We start from the raw sequence: 22871 nt of genomic DNA, 5'->3' as shown, positions 1-22871 counted from the left end.
ATGCAAGGTAATCCACAGGGAATGGACGATGGCCGCGCGCATCGAATCAGCACGTGGCCACTTTGTCGCGTGCCATCTGGCACCGCGCCAACCAGATAAGCCGGCAACGTTCTAATGCACTGGCTGCTCAGCCGCCAGGAGCAATGTGATCGAGATCGCTGCGCCACAGCCATGTTTACAACTACCACTACCCACACAGCAGAAAAAAACGCCACCGTTTCCGGTGGCGTTGCAGTCGCGTCATGACTGTTGTGTTGCGGTCTTGCAGAGACGTTTACTGCTGCATGAAGCCGATTTTCTTCATCTGCGAGTTCTTCGCAGCGGCCAGCACCTTCGCCATCACTTCGTACTCCGCATCCGGATTTGCATCGATGCGTAGTTCCGGCTGATTGGTCGGATCGGCCTGCACCACTTCTTCCATCTTCTGTTGCAACACATCGACCGGAGTCGGACTGTTGTTCCAGAACACCTGGTTGCTGGCGTCGATACGCAACTCGATCGGCGGCGGCGGTTCGGTCGTCTGCGGTGGCGGGTTGAGCACCCGCTGCGGCAGGTCCACGGCGATCGGATAGGTCATGATCGGCGCGGTGACGATGAAGATGATCAGCAGCACCAGCATCACGTCCACGAGGGGCGTGACGTTGATGTCGGCCATCGGCCCACGGCTTCCACCAGTACTAAATGCCATGGCTTACTGCCCCTTCACTTTGGTTGCAACGAAACCGACGTCCAGCATGCCCTGACCCTGCGCGATCTTGGTGATCTCGTTGATCGTACGCATCTTGGTCGTGCGGTCGCCACGCAAATTGAGCGGCGGCTGCGGGGTCTGCTGTGCTGCGGTGGACAGGCGCGACTCCAAGGCTTCCTTGGAAATCGGCTCGTCGTTCCAGTACAGCGACCCATCTTCCTTGACGGCCAGAGTGATCGGCGCGGCGCGTTTCTCCGCATCTTCCTTCTGGATCAAGTTGGCCTGTGGCAGCTCCACCTTGACCTTATGGGACATCAGCGGCGCCGTAATGATGAAGATGATCAGCAGCACCAGCATGACGTCCACCAGGGGCGTCACATTGATGTCGGCCATCGGGCCACCGCTGTTTCCACTACTGAAGGCCATAACGGGCTCCGTCTAAATCGTTGCGAAGTCGTTCTTTACAACCGGATTAGCGAACGCGCGAACCGGTGGCGAAGAAGTCGTGCAGGTCGTGGGCGAAGGTGTCGAACTTGGCGATCACCGAGCTGTTGACCTTGGAGAAGAAGTTGAACGCGAACACGGCGGGGATGGCGACGAACAGACCGATCGCGGTCATGATCAGCGCTTCACCCACCGGGCCGGCAACGGCGTCGATGGAGGCCGAACCGGTTGCACCGATTTTGATCAGCGCGCCGTAGATGCCCCACACGGTACCGAGCAGACCGACGAACGGTGCGGTCGCACCGACGGTGGCCAGCAGGGTCATGCCCGACTGCAGCTTGGTGCTTTCGCGGGTCACGGCCTGACGCAGGGCGCGGTCGACGAACTCCGAACGGCTCAGGCTCTCGCCCAGGCCACCGGTGCTGCCTTCGGCGCGCTGGTGGTGAGCAGCAGCCTGGGCTGCGTCTAGTGCGATCTTGGAGAACGGCTCGGAAGCCGGCTGTTCTTCCATCGCGCGGATGGCGTCCTGTGCATTCGGGGCATCCCAGAACGCGGTGGTGACGCGGTCAGCCGCGCTCTTCAGACGTGTGGCACGGAAGATGTTGATGACAGTCCAGTACCAGGAGGCAGCGGACATGGCGATCAGGGTGATCAACACGACCCAAGACACGGCGAAATCGCCGGGGCTGGAGGTCATTTCGGTGATCAAGTGCTCGAAGCCCATCTGCGACAGAGCGGCCGACGGATTGGAGCCCCCTGCAGCGGCGGCGATAAAGAATTCCTGCAGCATGACGCTTACCTTTGTTGTGTGTGGTGATGAAGGGTGGAGCGAAAGGAAGACAGGATCCTGGGCCGACCGTAGCCGGCCCGTGGATCAGTTCAGAGCAAAGTTGACCGGGACGCGGACACGTCCGGCGGCTTTCTGCCCGTTGACAGTGGAAGCGTTGAACTTCCACTTGCGTGCTGCGTCCATCGCGGCACGGTCAAGGTCGCGGTTGCGGCTGGACTTTTCGACCGACACATTGGTCACGTTGCCGCTGGCATCCACATCCACGATCAGGATGACCTCACCTTGGACACCGGCACGGAATGCCGCCGGCGGGTACTTCGGTGGGTTCATGTTCTTGGACGAGATATCGACGCTGGCGCCAATGTCGCTCGGCGGAGCCGGAGGGCTCGGCGGGCTGGGCGGCGTGACGATATCGCTCGGACGCGGGTCGGGAACGTCGACCACCGGAGCTTCCGGCGGCGGCGGAACCGGTGACGGCTTCGGCGGCGACAGATTCTTGACCGGCGGTGGCGGCTTGTCTTCCGGCGGCGGCGGCGGCGGCGGCGGGGGAGGAGGAGGCGGTGCATCCACCAAGGTAACCATGGTGGTGCGCTCCTTCTCTGCCGGAACCTTCGGCGCCACTGCAGGGATCAGCAACATCATCAGTGCAGTGAGGTGCAAAGCAATTACAAAAGCAATGCCGATAATGCGGGCCCAGCTCAGACCCTGGTTCCCGGCATCATAGTCATGCCTGTGGATAACGAGTTGTTCCGTCATGCGCCAATGGCTCTTTCAGTGGGGGCCCGGATCACTGTGATGATCCCCAGGTTTTCGGACGGTTTTGACACCGCAGGAACTCCCAAGCTTATACCAATCCCGAGTCCTGTAACCACTAAAAACACAGGGATTTCGGGGGTTTATTTTCTTTTTTTACTTCAGGTTGATGATCTTCTTGGCGTCTTCTGGTTTTTTAACACCCTTGGCGATCGCCTGCTGTGCGGCCTGCTTGGCCTCCGGGATGCGACCTTCCGAGTGCAGCACCTTGGCCAGATTTAAATACGTCTCGCCATCCTTGGAAAGCGGTGCGGCCTTCTGCCAGTTTTCGATCGCCTTCGGCACATCGTCGCTGTAGTAATACGACTGTGCCAATGCGAGGTATGTCTGATAATCAGGCTTGAGGATGCCTTTTTGCATACCTTCATTGATAACCGCGATGACGTCCTTTTCTTTGTTCTCGGTGTTGGCGTAGATGGAATACAACTGCTTGTATTCCTTTTCTTCGGTCAACTGCCCGGCGGCACGCAGCTTGTCCATCACGGCTGCGGCCTTTTCCATCTGGTCGGCCTGCATGTACATGCTGGCCAGGTTGAGCTGGGCCTTCTTGTCGTTGGGCGTCTTGGCGGCAAGCGCTTCGGCGGCAGCGACGGCCTCGCCGGTCTGGCCAGCTTCGGCATAGGACGCCATCAGCAGCTGGTTCCAGGTGTCCTTCGGCTCGGGCGAAGCGGCAATAGCCTGCTTCAGCACCGGAATCGCTTCCTTGTAGCGCTCGGCCTGGTACAGCGCCTGACCCTTGAGGATCAGATCTTCCGGACGCTGCGACTTGCTCTCTTCCAGGTACTTGTCCAGCGTGGCCAGACCTTCGGCCTTCTGGTCGTCCTGCAGCTGCAACTGGGCCAGCATCAGCATTGACTGGAACTGGCCGTTGTTGTCCAGCGCGTTCAGGCCGATGGCCTGCTGCAGATACTTCTTGGCAGCGGCGGTGTCGTCCAGGTTGTAAGCGGCCTGGGCAGCCAGCTGTGCGGCCAACGCCTTGTCGGCTTCGTTGGCAGCGCTGTTGGCCAGGATCTCATCGGCCTGGCTGCGCACGCCCGGATAGTCTTCGCCCTTGTTGAAGGTTTCGATCAGCTTCTGCAGCTTGCTGCTCAACTTGGAGGACGGCTTGATCGTCGGTGCCTGACGGGTCGACTGTGGGTACAGCTCCTCGGCCTTGCCGCTTTTGGATTTACGGCTGGCGCGTTCGGAAGAACGGTCCGACTGCGCGACCGCATCGGTAATGACAGCCCCACCCAGCGACGCGGCAATGAACAAGGACAACAGGGCTTGCTTGCGGTTGAGCAGTTTCATGTTTCACCTCGGACGATCCGCCGTCGGGCGGTACGAAAAGCGGAATGGGCGCTGTACGAAAAATCTGGGCCGGCAAACTTAGCAGAAAGTCTCAGTTCTCGAAAACGGTTTCCATGTTGTGGTGTGACAAACGGCAACGGGGTAAACAAGTCTTAGCACAGCTAACATTCAGTGACCGGTCGCAACACCTGCGCCCGCAGTGTAACGAGGCAGGCGTTGAATTCAGGTCAGTACCCGCACGGAACAACAGAAGCCGCGTGGATGCTGTTAGCGGCTCTAGCCACAACGTGGCACGCGCCCGGCTTGCTTGGCCTGCTGGTACACCGGTTCAAGCTGACCAACGTCGGCCTGCAGTTCGCGGATGCGGTTGGCAGGATCGGGGTGGGTCGACAGCCACTGCGGTTGGCGATTGCCGCTGGCGGCCATCATGTTCTGCCATAGCGTTACCGCCTGCGCCGGATCGAAACCGGCCTGGGCCATCAGTCGCTGACCGACCACATCGGCTTCGCTTTCCTGGGTACGCGAGCCAGGCAGCAGAAACACTGTCTGGGCGGTCATACCGCCAACCTGTTTGACCGCGCTGGCCGCGCCGTCGCCATAGGCGGCGCCGGCAAGCGCGCCGATGATGCCCAGACCGGCTTGCGCGCCAAGCTGACGGGTGATGCGCTCTTCGTGATGGCGCGAGATGACGTGGCCGATCTCGTGTCCGAGCACAGCCGCGAGCTGATCCTGGGTCTTGGCCACGGTGAAGATGCCGGTGTTCACCCCGACCTTGCCACCGGGCAGGGCGAACGCGTTTGCTTCGTTATCCACGAACAGCGCGGTTTCCCACTTGGTTTCGCGCCATTGCGGTGGCAGCTGTGCCACCAGTGCGTTGACCACGCACTGCACGTAGGCATTCTGCTTGCCGTCGGTACTGACTTTTTCCTTGGCCTTGGTCTGCGCGAAAGATTGCGCGCCCAACTGGTCTAATTGCTGTTGCGACACGCCACCGACCACCTGTCGGCGGCCGGTTGGCGAAGTTGTGGTGGCACACGCCGTCAGTGCAAGCACGGCAACAACGGTCAACAGCCTAGCTTTCATTCGGATCCCCCTAGAACCATCCGGCCATTTTGGCAGGCTCGTCTTAACATTTCGTCAAGCGGCTGCGTGCGGCTACCGGGGCGTGCTTGCCCGGTAGCGATTGGGCCAGAGCGTGCGGGGTCATTCCGTAATCAGGTACCGTCGCGTTGCGACGGCAGGGCAGTCGCAGGTCGCCGCTATTCGCGCTCAGCCGAGCCCGAAAAAGTACAACGCCGCCAGCGCGGTGGCGTTATTGATGCCATGCGCAGCGATCGGGGCCCACAGCGTGCCGGTGCGCCAATACAGCCACGCGAACGCCGCGCCCATACTGCCGTACACCAGCCACAGCTGGGCGATGGCGGCAGGGCCATTACCGCTGATACCGGGAACTTCATGCACCAGGGCGAAAATCGCGCCGCTCAGGACGATACCCAGCCATGGGCGGCCGGCACTGAGCAAGCGACCAAACAGCACGCGGCGGAACAGCAGCTCTTCGTAGGTCGGCGCGATGACCACCGCAAACAAGGTCAATGCCAGCGGCCATTGCTGGAGCGCTTCTTCCATCAACGGCAGGTTGGTGGGCACCGGTTTAATGCCCAGGGCCGAAGCCGCCACGCTGACCAGATTGCTGAGCAGGAAGACGGCGGCGGCGATCAAGGCGGTCCAGCCCCAGGTGGAGGGGCGGCGCGCGGCAGTCCGCGAGGCGGCCTGTTCGGCGGCAGTGGCACGACGACGCCAGTAGTACAACAGCAACGCTGGCGTGGCCGTGCTGACCAGCGCGGTGACCAGCTGCACCAGCACACCGGGTTGGCCGATGGCGGCCATCACCTCGGTGGAGGACGGCGTCAGGCCCTGCGCCTTGGCCGCCTGTACATGGCTGAAGCCACGCACCGCGCCCCACAACGCAAAGCCGGCCACGCTGAGGGTTAGCAACAGGCCGGCGGCGATGAGCACGTCGACCCAAAACCCCACGAGCACAGGCAGCAGCGGCGGCTTGCCGGCAACTGCGCGAGGTGCCGGGGGAGGTGGAAGATCTGTGCTCATCGTCGTTCTGCGAACACCGCCCCGAGCAGCACGCCGCGAGTGCGACGTGCGCGCCGGGGGTGGCAGCTCAGATATCCAGGTTGGACACCTTCAGCGCGTTGTCCTCGATGAAGTCGCGGCGTGGTTCGACCACATCGCCCATCAGGGTGCTGAAGATCTGGTCGGCGGCCACCGCGTCCTCGATCCGCACCTGCAACAGGCGACGGGTGTCGGGGTTGACCGTGGTTTCCCACAGCTGTTCGGCGTTCATTTCGCCCAGGCCCTTGAAGCGCTGCACCTGGCGGCCCTTCTTGGCCTCATCCAGCAACCAGGCGTGCGCCTGCGCGAAGTTGGTGATCGGGTGGCTCTTGTTGCCGCGCACGATCTGCGCGCCTTCACGCACCAGGTCGTGCAGGGCCAGCGACACCTCACGCAGTGGACGCAGTTCGCCGCTTTCGAATGCACCCATCGGCAGCACCTGGGTGAACTCTTCGCCCATATGGCGGCGGATCGCCACCAGCGTTGCAGGCGCGTTCTCGGTGGCCGGGTCGAAGCGCAGCTGGTAGCGTGCGGTGCCCAGGGTGCCGCGATTGAGCACTGCCTGCAGCGCATCCAGGGTCGGATGGTGGTCGCCTTCGGCCTGCAGTTTTTCCACATCCAGCGGCGGCAGGTCGATCAAGGCGGTGAGCAGCGCCGGGTCGTAGCGGTGCGCGTTGCGCGCAATCGCTTCGTTGGCGCTGGTAAACAGCATCAACAGTTTTTCCAGCGCTTCGCCGGTGATCGGCGGCTCGTCGGTGGCCGGAATCAGCGCCGCACCTTCGACCGCATTGCTGGCCAGGTAGGCGTTGAGCGCGGCGTCGTCCTTCAGATACAACTCGCTCTTGCCCTGCTTGAGCTTGTACAGCGGCGGCAGGCCAATGTAGATGTAGCCGCGCTCGATCAGCTCCGGCATCTGCCGGTAGAAGAACGTCAGCAGAAGGGTACGGATGTGCGAGCCGTCAACGTCGGCGTCGGTCATCAGGATGATGCGGTGGTAACGCAGCTTGTCCGGGTTGTACTCGTCACGGCCGATGCCGGTGCCGAGCGCGGTGATCAGTGTGCCGACCTGATCGGACGCCAGCATGCGGTCGAAGCGCGCACGTTCGACATTGAGGATCTTGCCGCGCAACGGCAGCACTGCTTGGTTCTTGCGATTGCGTCCCTGCTTGGCCGAGCCACCTGCCGAGTCACCCTCGACGATGAACAGTTCGGACAGCGCCGGGTCTTTTTCCTGGCAGTCGGCCAGCTTGCCGGGCAGGCCGGCGATGTCCAGCGCGCCCTTGCGGCGGGTGAGATCGCGCGCCTTACGCGCGGCTTCACGGGCACGTGCGGCATCGACGATCTTGCCGGTGATCGCCTTGGCTTCGTTCGGGTTCTCTTGCAGGAACTCCTGCAGGCGCGCACCGAAGGCGTTTTCCACTGCCGGGCGCACGTCCGAGCTGACCAGCTTTTCCTTGGTCTGCGAGGAGAAGCTGGGGTCGGGCACCTTGACCGACAGCACCGCGATCATGCCTTCGCGCATGTCGTCGCCGGTCAGCGCAACCTTGGCCTGCTTGGCGATGCCGTTCTGTTCGATGTAGGTGCTCAACACACGCGTCAACGCGGCGCGGAAACCGGCCAAATGGGTGCCGCCATCCTTCTGCGGGATGTTGTTGGTGAAGCAATACATGGTTTCCTGGTAGGCATCGGTCCATTGCAGGGCCACGTCCACCACGATGCCGTTGTGCTCACCGGTGACCGAGATCACGTTCGGGTGCAGCGGCGACTTCAGCTGCGCCAGATGCTCCACGAAGCTGCGGATGCCGCCTTCGTAATGGAAATCGTCGCGACGGCCCTCGCCACGCTCGTCGATCAGGGTGATCTTGACGCCGGAATTGAGAAACGACAGCTCGCGCAGGCGGCGCGCCAGGATGTCGTAATGGAACTCGACGTCGCTGAAGATGGCCACGGACGGCTTGAAGCGCAACGTGGTGCCGCGCTTGGTCGAGGCTTCCAGCTGCTTGAGCGGGTATTGCGGCTCGCCCAGCGCGTATTCCTGCTGGTAGTGAAAGCCGTCGCGCCAGATGTCCAGCCACAGGTGCTCGGACAGCGCGTTGACCACCGAGACGCCCACGCCGTGCAGGCCGCCGGAGACCTTGTAGCTGTTGTCGTCGAACTTGCCGCCGGCATGCAGCACGGTGAGGATGACCTCGGCCGCAGACACGCCTTCTTCCTTGTGGATGTCGACCGGCACGCCGCGCCCGTTGTCGGACACCGCCACCGAGCCGTCGACCAGGATCTTCACCACGATGTCGTCGGCATGGCCGGCCAGGGCTTCATCGACAGAGTTGTCGACCACCTCGAACACCATGTGATGCAAGCCGGTGCCGTCATGGACGTCGCCGATGTACATGCCGGGGCGCTTGCGGACGGCTTCCAGGCCACGCAGCACGGTGATCTTGCTGGAGTCGTAAGTGCCGTTGGGTGTTGGCGGGGTGTTTTGTTCGTCGGTCATGCGCGTGCCGTTGGCTCCACAACACGGGCGCTGACGGCGGCAGCCGCTTCGCACCGTGGGAAAAGGGGGATAGCGGGCAAATTATACCAGTCGGCTCGCCCCGGCCGTTGGGGTCAGTCAGAGGCGGCTTGCGGCGCGAGCTGGCCGTGTTCCACGTGGAACCGTTGCAATAGCGCGCCAGCGTCTACGAGCCCGGGCGGGGTCTCGGTCGCGGTGATCAGCACCTGCGCTGGCGCTGAGACAAGCCGTTGCAGGACGCGCGCTTGGTGATGCCGGTCTAGTTCCGACCCCAGGTCATCCAACGCGATCACCGGCCATTCGCCGCGCTCGAAGGCAAAATCCTCGGCCTGGGCGAGGAGGCAGGCGAGGGCGGTGAGCTTGGCTTGGCCGCGAGAAAGCGCATCTTTACCAGGAAGCACGTCGAAACGGGGCATCCAGTCCGCACGGTGCGGGCCTTGTGAGGTGTAACCGTTCTGGCGGTCACGCTCGCGGGCAAGCAAGAGGGCGTCGGCGAGCGAGACCTCGTGGCGCTTCCAGCCTGGGGCAAATGTGAGTGCGGACAGCCCAAGCGATGGCGCGATTGCGTCCGCCACCGGAATGAGCCGGTCCTGCAAGCGTTCCAGGTAGCGCATGCGCCGAGACGTCAGCGTTTCACCGGATTCGGCGAGTTCGTGATCCCAAGCATCCAGCATACGCGGCTGCGCGCCTTGCTTGAGCAGCGCATTGCGCTGCTTGAGCGCTCGGGCATAGCGCCGCCACAGGGCCAGGAAGTCGGGTTCCACGTGGAACAAACCCCAATCCAGGAAGCGACGGCGAGGTTCACCACCACCGCTGATCAACACGTGGCTACCCGGCTCGAAGGTCACCACCGCCAGCGCGGCGCACAGAGATCCCAACTGCGCTACGTCTTCGCCATCCAGACGTCCCGTCCATTCCTGGCCGCTATGACGTAAGCCGGCACGACGCGTCCGCTCTCCTGCAACGCCGCTGCCTTCTTTCCATTCCACGAAGACTTCAAGGTCATTCGCGCCTTGTTGTATCAGGCCGTCACGGACGCGGCCACGGAAGCTGCGGCCATATGCCATCAGGTGCAGCGCCTCGAGCACGCTGGTTTTACCCGCGCCGTTATTGCCAGTCAGCAAATTCAATGCACTGGCGGGATGGAGCTCGACGGTCTGAAACCGACGAAGCCGATGAATGGACAACCGCACTACATGCATCGATCGGTGTGCTCCGGGATGTAATCCGGCATGCCGGTCGGGTCGAAGGATACGTGATCGGCATGAAACCCGTGCAGACGCGCCAACAGGCGGTGTTGGACAGATAGGGGATAACTTGTGGATAAAAAAAGATGCCCGAAGCCGTTTTTGCCTTATCCACAGCTTTTAGGCCGGCAAATAGGCCGATAATCACAGGGTTTCGAGGCCATAAATAGCTTGAAAAACAATAACTTGATCCACTTTTCGGCGAAATCTGTCCCTACCATCACCGCCAAGCTCTTAAGTTATTTCTACTTTTAAAAGCAAAGCTAGATGTGCATAAGTCAAAACCAGGATTTCCAAGCCAGCGATCTTTGTCACCTGGTGGGTCGGCACGATGGCGATGGGTTGTCGCTCTGCTCTCGGGCTGAACCCGTTCAGTGCCAGACCTCTGGAATGTACTTTCCCCGCGACCACTTCCAACAAACACTTGGTCTCACAAAAGCGAACACCTAGGGCAATCCAGAGCCGAGTACGGCTTCGTCGTTCGAGCGTGGGTAAGAACTCGTAATCTGAACGGAGCTCCACCCAGATTGCGGGTACGTTGAAAATCGCTTGTTAGTCCCGGAGCCCGACTGTCACGGGGAATCTGTCCAGGCCAGCGGCCAACGCTGTGTGTATTCGAGATATCTCGGACTTCTGCATAACCTCACCCACGACACCGGTCGCACCCCATTTCCATCCTGCATCGCGAGTAATCCGAAACTTGGGTCTACCGTCATCGAAAAAGGGCAGCCAATCAGGGCGTGTGGGAATGTATTTTAAGCACTTGCCTGATGTATCTCGTCAGCAACGAAGCCAACAGTGTCAGCGCCTGGTGATCCGAAATATCGCGATGAAGATTCTCCCTCCGGCGATTGAGCAACATGCCTTGCCTGTTCTGCTAGCACTACGGTCCCAGCAGCCCGCCTTTCCGCGTTATGGCGATGACGCCCAACCAAGTTAGGCAAACTAGGCCCAACAAGCTGCAGAACAGGCAAACAAAAAAGCCCGGCTTTCGCCAGGCTTCTCGTGTTCCACGTGGAACGAGGCGCTACAGACGCAGCGGCATCACCACGTGACGGGACTTCTCGCTGCTTGCCTCACGCACCAACGCAGACGAATTCGCGTCGCGCAGCTGGATGACCACGTGCTCATCGCGCAAAGCCGATAGCGCGTCGAGCAGGTAATTAACGTTGAAGCCAATCGCTAGGTCGTCGACCTTAGTATCGGCTTCAATCTCCTCCTGCGCTTCTTCCTGCTCGGGGTTATGCGCGCTGATCTTCAGCTGACCCGGCGAGACTTCTACACGCACACCGCGGTATTTTTCGTTGGACAGAATGGCCGCACGCTGCAAAGACGCACGCAGCGCCTCGCGATCCACCTTGACCTCACGATCGGCACCAATCGGAATCACTGCCTCGTAGTCCGGGAAGCGGCCGTCGATCAGCTTGGAGGTGAAGGTCACATCGCCACGCTTGACGCGGATATGGCTACGACCAACTTCCAGCTCGACCTCCCGATCCGCGCCTTCCAGCAAACGTTGCAGCTCGGTCACGCCCTTACGCGGCACGATGATCTGACGCTTGGCGCCGCCAGCCTTCTCCAACTCCATCTCGCATAAGGCCAAACGGTGGCCGTCGGTCGCCACACAGCGCAGCAAACCGTCGCGCAAGTCGAACAACAGACCGTTGAGGTAATACCGGACGTCTTGCTGTGCCATCGCAAACGCGGTGCGTTCGATCAGCTCTTTCAGCCCGGCCTCTGGCACCACCACGCGCTCGGTCGCTTCAACTTCGTCCACGGACGGGAAGTCGTTCGCCGGCAGCGTCGCCAGCGTGAAGCGGCTACGCCCGGCCTGCACGGTGACCTTGTCGCCGGTCTGCGAAATGGTGACGCGGCTGCCGTCGGGCAGGGCGCGCAGGATGTCGAACAACTTGCGTGCAGGAATCGTGGTTTCGCCGTCCTGCGCGTCCTCCACCATTGTGCGCGAGATCATTTCCACTTCCAGGTCGGTACCGGTCAAGGACACCTGTCCGTCCTTGACCTGCACCAGCAAGTTAGCCAGAACAGGCAGGGTTTGACGGCGTTCGACCACATTGACCACTTGGGCCAATGGTTTGAGGAAGGCTTCGCGCTGCAGTGTAAAACGCATGTGGTTCCGTGCCCCTATGCTTTAAAAGATAATGGAATAAATCAAAAGCTTGGTGGTGATGGTAGGGCCGTTTTCAGCGGATAACCACCATAACTGTTTGTTTCCAAAGACATTTCAGCGCCTGAAACGCTTGGGACTAGTGCGCCTGAGCTGGTGGGAAACCCTGTGGATAGTTTTTCCATCGAACCGCGGCGCAACGTTATCCACAGATTCTCCCGCATTTGACCCCAACGTTTCCACGCTTTTCTCCAGCGGGCACACGATTGCGGTCAACGGGCTACTCGCTGAGCTTGCGAATCAGCTTTTCCCAGTCCTCGCGCAGCTTGCCGTCGGCCTCCATCAGCGTGCGGATCTGCCGGCAGGCATGCAGCACGGTGGTGTGATCGCGGCCGGCGAAGGCGTCGCCGATCTCCGGCAGACTGTGCTCGGTGAGCTCCTTGGCCAGCGCCATCGCCACCTGGCGCGGACGCGCCAGCGAACGCGTACGCCGCTTTGAAAGCAGATCCTTCATCTGCAGTCCGTAGTAGTCCGCCACGGTCTTCTGGATGTTGGGGATGCCGATCACCTGTTGCTGGGCGCGCAACAAGTCGCGCAGCGTCTCCTGCGCAAATTCCACCGTGATCGAGCGCCCGGTGAAATTGGCGCGCGCCACCAGCGTGTTGAGCGCGCCTTCCAGATCGCGCACATTGGAGCGCATCTTCTTGGCGATCAAAAATGCCACGTCGTCGGGAATCTCGGCGCCACGCTCGCGCGCCTTGGCCAGCACGATGGCTGCGCGGGTTTCGAAATCCGGCGGATCGATCGCCACCGACAGGCCCCAGGCCAGGCGCGACTTCAGCCGCGGCTCTAGGCCTTCCACTTCGCGTGGATAGCGGTCGCAGGTCAGGATGATCTGCTGGCGGCCGTCGAACAGCGCGTTGAAGGTGTGAAAGAACTCTTCCTGCGTGCGGTCCTTGCCTGCGAAGAACTGAATGTCGTCGATCAGCAACGCATCGATCTGCTGGAACTGGCGCTTGAACTGGTCCATCGCCTTGTCCTGCAACGCCCGGATCATCGCGCTGAAGAATTGTTCCGAACGCAGGTACATCACCTTGGCGGCCGGATTGGCCTGCCGCAGCGCATTGCCGGCCGCGAACATCAGGTGGGTCTTGCCCAGGCCGGTGCTGCCGTACAACAGCAACGGGTTATGCGCACGGTCGCCGGGCTTCTGCGCAGCCTGGATCGCGGCGGCCAGACCCAGTTGGTTACTGCGGCCTTCCACGAAATTGGCGAAGGTGTAATGCGAATCCAGGTTGCCGGCGAACGGCACGATCGGCGCCGCTTGCGGTGCAACGGCCGCCGCGACGGGGGCAGGAGCCGGCTCGGGCGCGCGTGGGCGCGAACCCACGGCTAGCGCCACTTCGCCATTGCCACAGAAATACGCCAGCAACTCGCGGATGCGCGGCAGGTAGCGTTCGCGGACCTGGTCGACAATGAAGGCGTTCGGGGCGTACAGCACGATGCTGTCGCCGCGGTCTTCGGCTTGCAAGGGTTTCAACCATGTGTGGACATCTTCGGGCGGGAATTCAGCTTCGAGACGTTCCAGACAGCGGGGCCAAGCATCCATCAAAGTATGATCATCTGTTGCTGGCTGCGGCGCGCAGAAAAGCGCCGTGCACGCAGCCCGGTAGTGAAAAGAGGATGGGGCAGACTAGCACCGGAGACGCGGTTTTCCCAGAGTTATTCACAGGTCCATCCACAGGCGGTGGTTATTCCCACTCGCGGTAACGCCTGCGGGGTGTTGACCCGGGCTGTAGTGGACCTATAGAATTACCGGTTCTATTCGTCTCCATTCATGCAGAGGGCCCCATGGCCACCAAGCGTACTTTCCAACCCAGCAATCTCAAGCGAGCACGCGACCATGGTTTCCGCGCACGTATGGCAACCGCCGACGGCCGCAAGATCCTGGCTCGCCGCCGCGCCAAGGGCCGCAAGCGCCTGAGCGCTTGATTGCCGCGCCGCTCCCTGCGGCCGAGGCAGTCCTTACCGTGAACGTATCGAACCCGTGCAGGCGATTTCCTCGCTCTGCGCGGGTTCGTACGCGTGCGCAATATACGGTTGTTTTCGATAACGCACGCCGCACCTCGGATCCGCTCCTGAGCCTGCACTGGCGCATTGGCGATACGCCGCCGCGCCTGGGCATGGCGGTGTCGCGCAAGGTCGATACGCGCGCGGTGGGACGTAACCGCATCAAACGTGTGTTGCGCGATGCCATGCGGCATCTGTTGCCTGAGTTGGCCGGTGGCGATTACGTCATCGTGGCGCGCTCGGCAGCTGCAAAAGCGACCAATCCGCAGATTCGCGACGCCTTCGTGCGTCTGCTGCGCCGTGCCGGCGCATTGCCCCTGCCTGCTGCGCCCGGCACAATGCCGCCCGCCAGGACGATGCACCCATCCTCCCTTTCCCCGACAGAGCCGGAACTGTAGTTCCGACTGAGCGAGTTGCTGCCCGATGAACCAGACCCGTGTTTTCCTGATTTTTGCCTGGCTGATGGTCGCGGCGCTGCTGTGGATGGAATGGGGCAAAGAAAAAGCGGCTGCCAATGCGCCCGTTGCGGCGGCGACGCAGTCGGTGCCGGCGGCACGTGATCTGGATGCGGCAACGCCGAGCGCGGCCAATGTACCCGCTGCTCAGGCGATTCCGCAGGCCGGCGCGCCGGGTACCGTCCCGGCGACCAGCACCACCGGTGCGACACCGGCTGCTGCAGGCGCCGCACCGGTGGTGACCCTGACCTCGGACGTGCTGCGCCTGAAGCTGGATGGCCGCAGCGTGCTCGACGCCGAACTGCTGCAGTTTCCGCAGACCAAGGACGGCACCGCGCCGGTCAGCCTGCTGACCGAAGACGCTGCGCACCCGTACAACGCGACCAGTGGCTGGGCCAGCGAGCATTCGCCGGTGCCGGGCGTGGGCGGCTTCCGCGCCGAGCAGCCGGGTACCGCGTTCGAACTGGCCAAGGGCCAGGACACGCTGGTGGTGCCGTTCGTGTGGAATGGCCCCAACGGCGTATCGATCCGCCGCACCTTTACCCTGGAGCGTGGCCGCTATGCGATTTCGATCAAGGATGAAGTGATCAACAAGAGCGGCGCGCCGTGGAACGGCTACGTCTTCCGCAAGCTGAGCCGGGTGCCAACCATTCTCAGCCGTGGCATGACCAATCCGGACTCCTTCAGCTTTAACGGTGCGACCTGGTATAGCCCGCAGGAAGGCTATGAGCGCCGTGCGTTCAAGGACTACATGAACGACGGTGGCCTGAATCGCCAGATCACCGGTGGCTGGATGGCGCTGCTGCAGCACCATTTCTTCACCGCATGGATTCCGCAGAAAGATCAAGCCTCGCTCTACGTGCTGAACCAGGACGGCCCGCGTGACGTGGCCGAACTGCGCGGCCCGGCCTTCACCGTGGCGCCGGGCCAGACTGCCAGCACCGAAGCGCGCCTGTGGGTGGGCCCGAAGCTGGTCGGCCTGATCGCCAAGGAAGACGTGAAGGGTCTGGACCGTGTGGTCGATTACAGCCGCTTCTCGATCATGGCCATCATCGGCCAGGGCCTATTCTGGGTACTGAGCCATCTGCACAGCTTCCTGCACAACTGGGGCTGGGCCATCATCGGCCTGGTGGTGCTGCTGCGTCTGGCGCTGTATCCGCTGTCGGCGGCGCAGTACAAGTCCGGTGCCAAGATGCGCCGCTTCCAGCCGCGTCTGGCGCAGCTCAAGGAGCGCTACGGCGACGATCGCGTCAAGTATCAGCAGGCGACGATGGAGCTGTTCAAGAAGGAAAAGATCAACCCGATGGGCGGCTGCCTGCCGCTGTTGATCCAGATGCCGATCTTCTTTGCGCTGTACTGGGTGCTGGTGGAGTCGGTAGAACTGCGTCAGGCGCCGTGGCTGGGCTGGATTCAGGACCTGACCGCGCGCGACCCTTACTTCATCCTGCCGCTTTTGAACATTTCGATCATGTGGGCCACGCAGAAGCTGACCCCAACCCCGGGCATGGACCCGATGCAGGCCAAGATGATGCAGTTCATGCCGCTGGTGTTCGGCGTCATGATGGCTTTCATGCCGGCCGGTCTGGTGCTGTACTGGGTGGTCAACGGCGGGCTGGGCTTGTTGATCCAGTGGTGGATGATCCGCCAGCACGGCGAGAAGCCGAGCAAGATCATCCAGGCCAACGCCAAGTAAGTTGAAGAAGGCCCGCCGCAAGGCGGGCTTTCTGCATGTCAGCCTGTCTCTGTTGTCTCTTTCGCCAAGGACGCCGTCGTGACCACATCGCCGTTGCATCGCCTGTTGCTGTGCGCAAGTTGCATGGGAGTGCTGGCGCTTGCCGGCTGTGGAAAGCATGACGCGAGCGATGCCGCATCAACTGCGAAATCCCCTGCTGCAACGACCGCAGGCACGCAGGCCGACAAGACCGGCGACGCTGAGCAGGCGTTGATCGCGCAACTGCACGAATAGCTGGATCGGCACCGCCGCATCATCGTGCTGCTGGCCGATGAGGACAAACAGACCCCACGCAATCGTGCCACTTCCAGCAGCCTGGAATAGCAGCTGTTCCACGAAAATCTCGAGCAGCGCGAACGCAGCGCCGCGTCGTTCGACACCGTTCTGGCTTCCAAGGAGGCAAGCCGGTTCGCGACGATTGCTGCAGTGCTGGACGAGGTGGAATCGGCACCGGATCTGTTCGATGCCGACCGCCTGGCGTTTGCCGAAGTGTTACGCGATCTGCATGCGCGCATCGGCCGCGACTCCGCATTGCCGGCGGTGAAACTCCACCAGCGTATCGGTGAGGATCTGGAGGCACTGGACGAGATCGAGCGCAGCTACAACAAGGAGCTGACGCAGATCTTCAGCCGCTTCGATTGCAGCCGCGCCATCGTGCCCAAGCGCGAGAAGTAGGACGACGATGTGACCCATCTGCGTACGCTGTACACGCGCGAAAACATCCTGCGCGATCACGGTGTGGTGGCCTGCGGTGTCGGCAGTCTCGGCGCAGATACCGGCCAGCCTGCCGAGCTCGCAAGGCGGCGAGTTCGTGTTCCAGGTTTCAAGCGGAGAAGAATTTCTCACTACAGATACCGCGTAGTTGTCGGCTGATGCGATTGCGCTTAACGGACGCATAGATGCCGCGCGTCCTGCGCCGGCCGTAGCCGGTGCGACAGCGGCTACAGCGCCGGTCACGGTAAAAACCCTGCAAGGTGGCGAAGCCACGCTGGCGTTACCCACCGCAGTGAAGAGCAGCGACCGCCAACGCGCACAATTGGCCAACGAACGCGGCCTGCAGTTGTACAAGGAAAAGCGCTACGCCGATGCGGCCGAGCAATTTGCCGAAGCGCTGAAGTTGCGCCCGGATTTCGCGCTGGCAGCCAATAACCTGGGCTGTGTGTATTACCGCCAGGAGTGCTTCGCCGAAGCTGCGCGCTGGCTGGAGAACACCTTGAAGATCGATCCATCGCGCGCGGCGGCTTATCTCAATCTTGGCGATGCATATGCAAAAGCCGGCGATCCCGACAAGGCACGTAAGGCCTAGTCGACGTATCTGGAATTGCAGCCGCAAGGCAGTGGCGCGGCGCAGGCGCGTGCGCAGTTGCAATCGCTGTGATGCAAGCTGGCCGACAAGATGTTGCATGCAGACGCCAGGACACCGCGATTGCCGGAACAGGTAGGCGATCCCAAAGACCGGCAGACAAGTCGTTCGGCGCGGCGGGCGGCGCCGTTTACAATCCAGGTGTCCTTCTTCAATCCACGTTAGAGCCGTGCCCATGTCGTCTTCCAGTTCGACCATTGTTGCCATCGCCAGTGCTGCCGGAATCGGTGGCGTGGGCATCGTGCGTTTGTCCGGGCCGCAGTCGGTGCAGATTGCAGCGCAACTGGGCATCGCGCGTCTGCAACCGCGGCATGCACACTACGCGCGCTTCCGCGATGCGCAGGGCGCGGTGGTCGATGACGGCATCGCGCTGTGGTTCAACGCGCCGCATAGCTTTACCGGCGAAGACGTCGTCGAGTTGCAAGGCCATGGCAGCCCGGTGCTGTTGCGGCAACTGGTTGCCCGTTGCATCGAACTGGGTGCACGTCAGGCACGTGCCGGTGAATTCAGCGAACGCGCATTTCTCAACGGCAAGCTCGATCTTGCGCAGGCCGAAGCGATCGCCGACCTGATCGCAGCCGGCGATCTGCGTGCAGCACGTGCTGCACGGCGCGCATTGGCCGGGGTGTTTTCGCGACGTGTCGATGCGGTGGCGGACACCCTGACCCGACTGCGTATCCATGTGGAAGCGGCCATCGATTTTGCCGACGAGCCGCTGGACACCTTGGGCGGCAACCAGGTACGCGACGGCTTGACGCAGGCGCGCACTTTGCTTGCCCAGTTGCTGCGCGATGCCGAACGCGGACGCAAGTTACGCGACGGCCTGCATGCGGTGTTGATCGGCCCGCCCAACGCCGGCAAGAGTTCGTTGCTCAATGCGCTCGCCGGTAGCGATCGCGCAATCGTCACCGATGTCGCCGGCACCACCCGCGACACCTTGCACGAAGCCATCCAGCTCGACGGCTTCGAGCTGACCCTGGTCGATACCGCCGGCCTGCGCGAGGGCGGCGATGCGATCGAACGCGAAGGTATGCGTCGCGCCCGCGCCGAATTGGAGCGGGCCGATCTGGCGTTGGTGGTGCTCGATGCACGCGACCCACAGGCGGCACGCGAGGCAATTGGTGATGCCATCGATGCCGTACCGCGTCAGCTGTGGATCCATAACAAATGCGATCTGCTCAGCGATGGCGTGCCGCTCGATGCCAATGCGATCGTCGTCTCGGCGGTGACTGGGCAAGGACTTGAGCAATTGCACATCCGCCTGCGTGAGCTTGCGCTCGGCGATGGCGTGGAAAGCGTCGATGGCGAATTCTCCGCCCGCACGCGCCACGTCGAAGCGCTGCGTCGCGCCGAACAACACGTGGACATCGCCGATCTGGAACTAGGCTTCGAACAACTCGAACTGGCAGCCGAAGAACTGCGCCTGGCACACGAGGCGCTTGGCGAGATCACCGGCAAAATCAGCGCCGATGATTTGCTCGGCAAGATCTTTTCGAGTTTTTGTATCGGTAAGTGATGCGGCGGTGCCCAGCGCGTTGGTACGCGCTGAGGTTCTCAGAGTTAGCCCGCGCACAAGTGTGCATTCGCTTGGTATACCACCCGCGTCGTTAGCGCTGCTGGCGGCATCTGGTGCTTATCGTCTGAGTGCGCACAGACGCTCGCCTATTCTGAGCTACATCACACCAGGCAACACCGTCTTCAGCGCTTCGCTTTCCGCATTACATGCAGCCGCCGCAGATGCCGTTGGCGGCTTTGCCTGTGCTTTCTCAATCTCGGCGCGTGCGGTGGCTAGGTCTTTTTCGAATGCAGGGTTGCCGTGCAAGGCGGCGACGGTGGCGGCGCCCACCATGCGGCCCTGGGTGACATCGCTCTGCCAGTGGACGTTGCAGACCAGGCGGCTGTCGCCGAAGGCACGGCCGCGGGCGAGCAGGGCGTCGCGGTGGGCGGGGGCGATTTCCGACAGGATCAGGCCCCAGGTCCAGCCGATGGCGGTATGGCCCGAGGGGTAGGAGCCGTTCTTGCGCAGGGCGGCGTCATCGTCCGGGCTGCACGTCGGTTGCTCGTTGCGCATGAACGGACGCGGGCGTTGGTAGCGTGCCTTGGCGGCGCTGGTGGCGGTGCTGGCATCGCGCATGCTGCGTTCGAGCAACTGCATCAGATGTGGGGTGCCGGTCTGGTCGATTTGTACGCCGAGTGCGCAGCTGAAATGCGTGGCAGCGGCCGGAAAGCTCAGCACTGCGTCCTGTGCGGCCAGCTCCCAGCGCGGTGTGCCGCGCAGGGCGAGCATGGCCTTGGAAATTGCCTCGTCGTTGGCAAGCGCGGCGCTACCGTCCTGCGGTGGCGGTGGCACCAGCTGCAGGCTGTCGGGCAGTTGGTGTTTCTCTAGGTACCCACGCGCGTCGGTGGCGAGCACCGAATCTTTCGAGGCTGCCTTGTCGCGTGCACTCGCGATGCCGCTGCCGATCAACAGTGCGGCGATGGCAACGCTGACCAGCGTCCGATGAGAGTGGCACGCAATGCGCTGCGACATAGCAACCTCAGACAACGAATGGAAGAGCTCGCAGATTACGACGCATAGATGACACCTGCATGCCAGCGCAACGCAGCAATGGCGAGGGATGCAAACCCGGTGTCGTCGCACTGTCATTTCGCGGTCGCATCGACGCAAGACAACTGTCGCACGCTTGCCGCCATCTTTTGACTCGTCGCCAGCGCCGCTCATGCCCAAGACCCATCAGTTAAGCGCCGCCGTTCTCGCTGTGCTCGTGCTCGCGCCTGCCGCCTACGCTGCCGACCTCGACGTGTCTGCCGATACCGGTGCGGTCGTCCAGCAACTCGATACGGTGTCGGTGATCGGCCAGGGCGAAACGCGTCAGGTGCAGCGCATCACCCAGCAAGACATTCCGGTGTTGCCGCCGGGCACCAGCATCCAGAAGCTGCTCAACCGCATGCCGGGCGTAAACGTGCAATCCAATGATGCGTTCGGTGCCAACGAAGAGTCGCAGACGATCAGCCTGCGCGGCTTCAACGGCACGCGCCTGGGCTATACGCTGGATGGCCTGCCACTGGGCGACAACGCCTACGGCAATTACAACGGCCTCAACATCAGCCGCGCATTGATCGCGGAAAATTTCGGCGGCGTGGAGTTGGCCTCGGGCATTGGTGCGCTGGGCACTGCCTCCACCAGCAACCTGGGCGGCACCATCCAGTATTACTCGGCTGATCCGTCCAGCGTGTTTGGCGGGCAGGTGTCGCAGACGGTGGGCTCCGATGCCAATCGCCGCACCTTCCTGCGTGTGGATACCGGCGATTACAACGGGTTTTCCGCGTATCTGTCGGGCATCAACGCCCAAGCCGATATGTGGGCACGCCCGGAATCGCCGACCACCACGCGGCAGTTCAACGCCAAAGGCGTGTACCAGTTCGATGGCGGCAAGCTGACTGCGTTTGCCGATACTTCGCGCACATCGCAGGCCGACTACGCGTACCTGTCCAAGAGCGGCATGGCGCGTGGCCTGGGTTGGGACTGGAATCTGTACGCGCCGGATTGGAACCGTGCCCTGGCCGCAGCGTATTGCGCGCCGGCCACGCGCAATGCCGCGCGTTGCGGTTTCAGCGGCGGCGTCGACAACGTTGACGATGCGTATTACCAGAGCCGCGCGTTGCGAGACGACGACCTGTTCTATGTGGCTGGCGACTTCCAGCCCAACGATGCGATCAGCCTGCATACCCAGGTCTATCACCATGAAAACAAGGGCCAGGGCCACTGGTGGTCGCCGGGACAGGCGTCCAATCCGGGAACGCCGGAGGCATTGCCGATCTCGATCCGCAGCACCAATTACTGGATCAACCGCACCGGCGGCATCGCCTCGCTCGGTTGGCAGTTGGGCCCGCATCATCTGGAAGCCGGCCTGTGGTACGAGCGCAATCACCATGATGTGGAGCGCAACTTCTACTGGATTACCGGCCCGGTCAGCGACGACAAGTTCCTGCAGAATCCCAACCGTCGCTTGTTCTCGCAAAACTACGTCATCACCACGCGCCAGTTCTATGTGCAGGGCAACTTCAAGTTTCTCGATGAGCGCCTGAGCCTGGATCTGGGCATCAAGAGCCCGAGCACTGAAATGACCGCGCGCGAAACGCCGGGCGTGGCGGTGGAAGCGCCGGTAGCAACCGGCTCGCTCAAGGCCAGCGAATCGGTGTTGCCGCAGATCGGCTTGGGCTATCGCCTCGCCAAAGGCCAGGAAGTGTTCGCGTCCTATGCGGAAAACATCGCCGCGTTCCAGGGTGGCGGCGCCGGTGGTCCGTTGCTTGTGACCCAGGCGTCGTTCGATGCCAGCGTCGGTGCATTGGAGCCGGAAAAATCGCGCACGCTGGAAGCAGGCTATCGCTTCGTCCGCGATCGCTTCGAAGCCTCGCTGGTCGGTTACGACGTCACTTTCGACAACCGGCTGCTCTCGCTCAACCCGTGCGCCAGCATCCAGCAGGGCACCACGCCGGCGTGCACCACGCGTTTCTTCAACGTGGGTTCGGTGAGCAGCCGCGGCGGCGAACTGACGGTGATCTGGAAGCCGACCAGCTACCTGCAGTGGTACAACTCGGCATCGATCAACCGTTCGACCTATGACGACAACTACGTGCAGAATGGCGTGACCATTGCCACCGCCGGCAAGTACACGGTGGATACACCCAAGCGTATGTTCGCCAGCGAAATCGCCTTCAACTACGCGAACTGGAACGTCAACCTGCGTGGCAAGTACACCGGCCAGCGCTATTACACCTACACCAACGATCAGGGCTTTGGCGGCTACACCGCGTTTGATGCCGGCGCCGGGTACGCGTTTGGCCAGGTCGGCGTGCTGCAGGCGCTCAAGCTCTCGCTCAACGTCACCAACCTCACCAACAAGCGTTACGCCTCCAACCTCACCGCGTTCGCCAACACCGACCCGAACGGGCGTCAGCTGGCGTTCCATGCCAGTGCGCCGCGTCAGGTGTTTTTGACGTTGGATGCCAAGTTCTGAGGACGGGAATCGGGATTCGGGATTGGGGAATCGTAAGAGCCGGTCTTGCGGTTGCTTACCGATTTCCGGTTTCGATGGACGTAGACAGTTTTAGGCTGGCTAAGCAAGACGTCGCGAGTGATTTTTCCGAGGGGTGCGGGCGATGCAGTGGAACCGGGATGTACAGTCGTACTTCCGCGCCGCTTATCAACCAGACT

Annotated in this window: 17 protein-coding genes and 2 pseudogenes; 7 read left to right on the top strand and 12 right to left on the bottom strand. The window is 62.1% G+C overall.

Features of this window, described 5'->3' with window-relative positions:
* Positions 1-274 precede the first annotated feature (274 nt).
* The 11 genes from NX05_RS04550 to dnaA all read right to left on the bottom strand — a co-directional run bounded on the left by NX05_RS04550 (position 275) and on the right by dnaA (position 13642).
* A complete protein-coding gene (locus tag NX05_RS04550) occupies positions 275-688 on the bottom strand; it encodes an ExbD/TolR family protein (RefSeq protein ID WP_005912449.1) in 414 nt (137 codons plus the stop codon).
* Positions 689-691: 3 nt separating this feature from the next.
* The gene (locus tag NX05_RS04545) at positions 692-1114 is read right to left on the bottom strand and encodes an ExbD/TolR family protein (protein WP_010364790.1); all 423 of its coding nucleotides are present in this window, start codon (positions 1112-1114) and stop codon (positions 692-694) included.
* A 46-nt stretch (positions 1115-1160) separates the two neighbouring features.
* Complete coding sequence (gene exbB / locus NX05_RS04540; RefSeq protein WP_005912445.1) at positions 1161-1922, bottom strand: TonB-system energizer ExbB; 762 nt, start codon at positions 1920-1922, stop codon at positions 1161-1163.
* 84 nt (positions 1923-2006) lie between these two features.
* The gene (locus tag NX05_RS04535) at positions 2007-2678 is read right to left on the bottom strand and encodes an energy transducer TonB (RefSeq protein WP_039431830.1); all 672 of its coding nucleotides are present in this window, start codon (positions 2676-2678) and stop codon (positions 2007-2009) included.
* Between the two features lie 153 nt (positions 2679-2831).
* On the bottom strand, positions 2832-4025 hold the full coding sequence (locus NX05_RS04530; RefSeq protein ID WP_010376399.1) for a tetratricopeptide repeat protein: 1194 nt from the start codon (positions 4023-4025) through the stop codon (positions 2832-2834).
* Positions 4026-4301: 276 nt separating this feature from the next.
* Positions 4302-5108 (bottom strand): M48 family metallopeptidase, encoded by an 807-nt coding sequence (locus NX05_RS04525; protein WP_039431832.1) that lies wholly within the window; start codon positions 5106-5108, stop codon positions 4302-4304.
* Between the two features lie 186 nt (positions 5109-5294).
* Positions 5295-6131: a CPBP family intramembrane glutamic endopeptidase gene (locus NX05_RS04520; protein WP_039431834.1), complete on the bottom strand. Its 837-nt coding sequence runs from the start codon at positions 6129-6131 to the stop codon at positions 5295-5297.
* Between the two features lie 67 nt (positions 6132-6198).
* Entirely contained in the window at positions 6199-8643 is a 2445-nt protein-coding gene (gene gyrB / locus NX05_RS04515; protein ID WP_039431835.1) for a DNA topoisomerase (ATP-hydrolyzing) subunit B, read from the bottom strand.
* Positions 8644-8756: 113 nt separating this feature from the next.
* Positions 8757-9863 (bottom strand): DNA replication/repair protein RecF, encoded by a 1107-nt coding sequence (recF, locus tag NX05_RS04510; protein ID WP_039431837.1) that lies wholly within the window; start codon positions 9861-9863, stop codon positions 8757-8759.
* 1072 nt (positions 9864-10935) lie between these two features.
* Positions 10936-12036: a DNA polymerase III subunit beta gene (gene dnaN / locus NX05_RS04505; RefSeq protein ID WP_010364809.1), complete on the bottom strand. Its 1101-nt coding sequence runs from the start codon at positions 12034-12036 to the stop codon at positions 10936-10938.
* A 277-nt stretch (positions 12037-12313) separates the two neighbouring features.
* Positions 12314-13642: a chromosomal replication initiator protein DnaA gene (dnaA, locus tag NX05_RS04500; protein ID WP_039431839.1), complete on the bottom strand. Its 1329-nt coding sequence runs from the start codon at positions 13640-13642 to the stop codon at positions 12314-12316.
* 242 nt (positions 13643-13884) lie between these two features.
* On the opposite strand from dnaA, the gene rpmH reads away from it, so the two are divergent.
* The 6 genes and pseudogenes from rpmH to mnmE all read left to right on the top strand — a co-directional run bounded on the left by rpmH (position 13885) and on the right by mnmE (position 19169).
* Complete coding sequence (rpmH, locus tag NX05_RS04495; protein WP_002805908.1) at positions 13885-14025, top strand: 50S ribosomal protein L34; 141 nt, start codon at positions 13885-13887, stop codon at positions 14023-14025.
* 38 nt (positions 14026-14063) lie between these two features.
* Positions 14064-14501, top strand: coding sequence for a ribonuclease P protein component (gene rnpA / locus NX05_RS04490; RefSeq protein WP_010364838.1), 438 nt, complete (start codon positions 14064-14066; stop codon positions 14499-14501).
* A 25-nt stretch (positions 14502-14526) separates the two neighbouring features.
* Entirely contained in the window at positions 14527-16251 is a 1725-nt protein-coding gene (yidC, locus tag NX05_RS04485; protein ID WP_039431841.1) for a membrane protein insertase YidC, read from the top strand.
* Between the two features lie 78 nt (positions 16252-16329).
* A pseudogene (locus NX05_RS25335) lies at positions 16330-17034 on the top strand (polysaccharide deacetylase family protein); the annotation flags it as partial.
* Between the two features lies 1 nt (position 17035).
* Positions 17036-17668, top strand: a pseudogene (locus NX05_RS25330) (tetratricopeptide repeat protein); the annotation flags it as partial.
* 160 nt (positions 17669-17828) lie between these two features.
* On the top strand, positions 17829-19169 hold the full coding sequence (gene mnmE / locus NX05_RS04465; RefSeq protein WP_039431848.1) for a tRNA uridine-5-carboxymethylaminomethyl(34) synthesis GTPase MnmE: 1341 nt from the start codon (positions 17829-17831) through the stop codon (positions 19167-19169).
* 156 nt (positions 19170-19325) lie between these two features.
* Here the strand turns inward: mnmE and NX05_RS04460 are convergent, their stop codons facing one another.
* The gene (locus NX05_RS04460) at positions 19326-20183 is read right to left on the bottom strand and encodes an acid phosphatase (RefSeq protein ID WP_039431850.1); all 858 of its coding nucleotides are present in this window, start codon (positions 20181-20183) and stop codon (positions 19326-19328) included.
* A gap of 190 nt (positions 20184-20373) precedes the next feature.
* Between NX05_RS04460 and NX05_RS04455 the strand changes: the two genes are divergently transcribed.
* Positions 20374-22674 carry a TonB-dependent receptor gene (locus NX05_RS04455; protein WP_039431852.1) on the top strand — a complete coding sequence of 767 codons (2301 nt, stop codon included), beginning with the start codon at positions 20374-20376 and terminating at the stop codon, positions 22672-22674.
* Positions 22675-22871: the final 197 nt, after the last annotated feature.

The organism is Xanthomonas vasicola (genome assembly GCF_000772705.2).
In the GTDB taxonomy this organism is placed as follows: domain Bacteria; phylum Pseudomonadota; class Gammaproteobacteria; order Xanthomonadales; family Xanthomonadaceae; genus Xanthomonas; species Xanthomonas vasicola.
The sequence above is the reverse complement of the archived record's forward strand: the minus strand, read 5'-3'. Positions and strand labels throughout refer to the sequence as shown.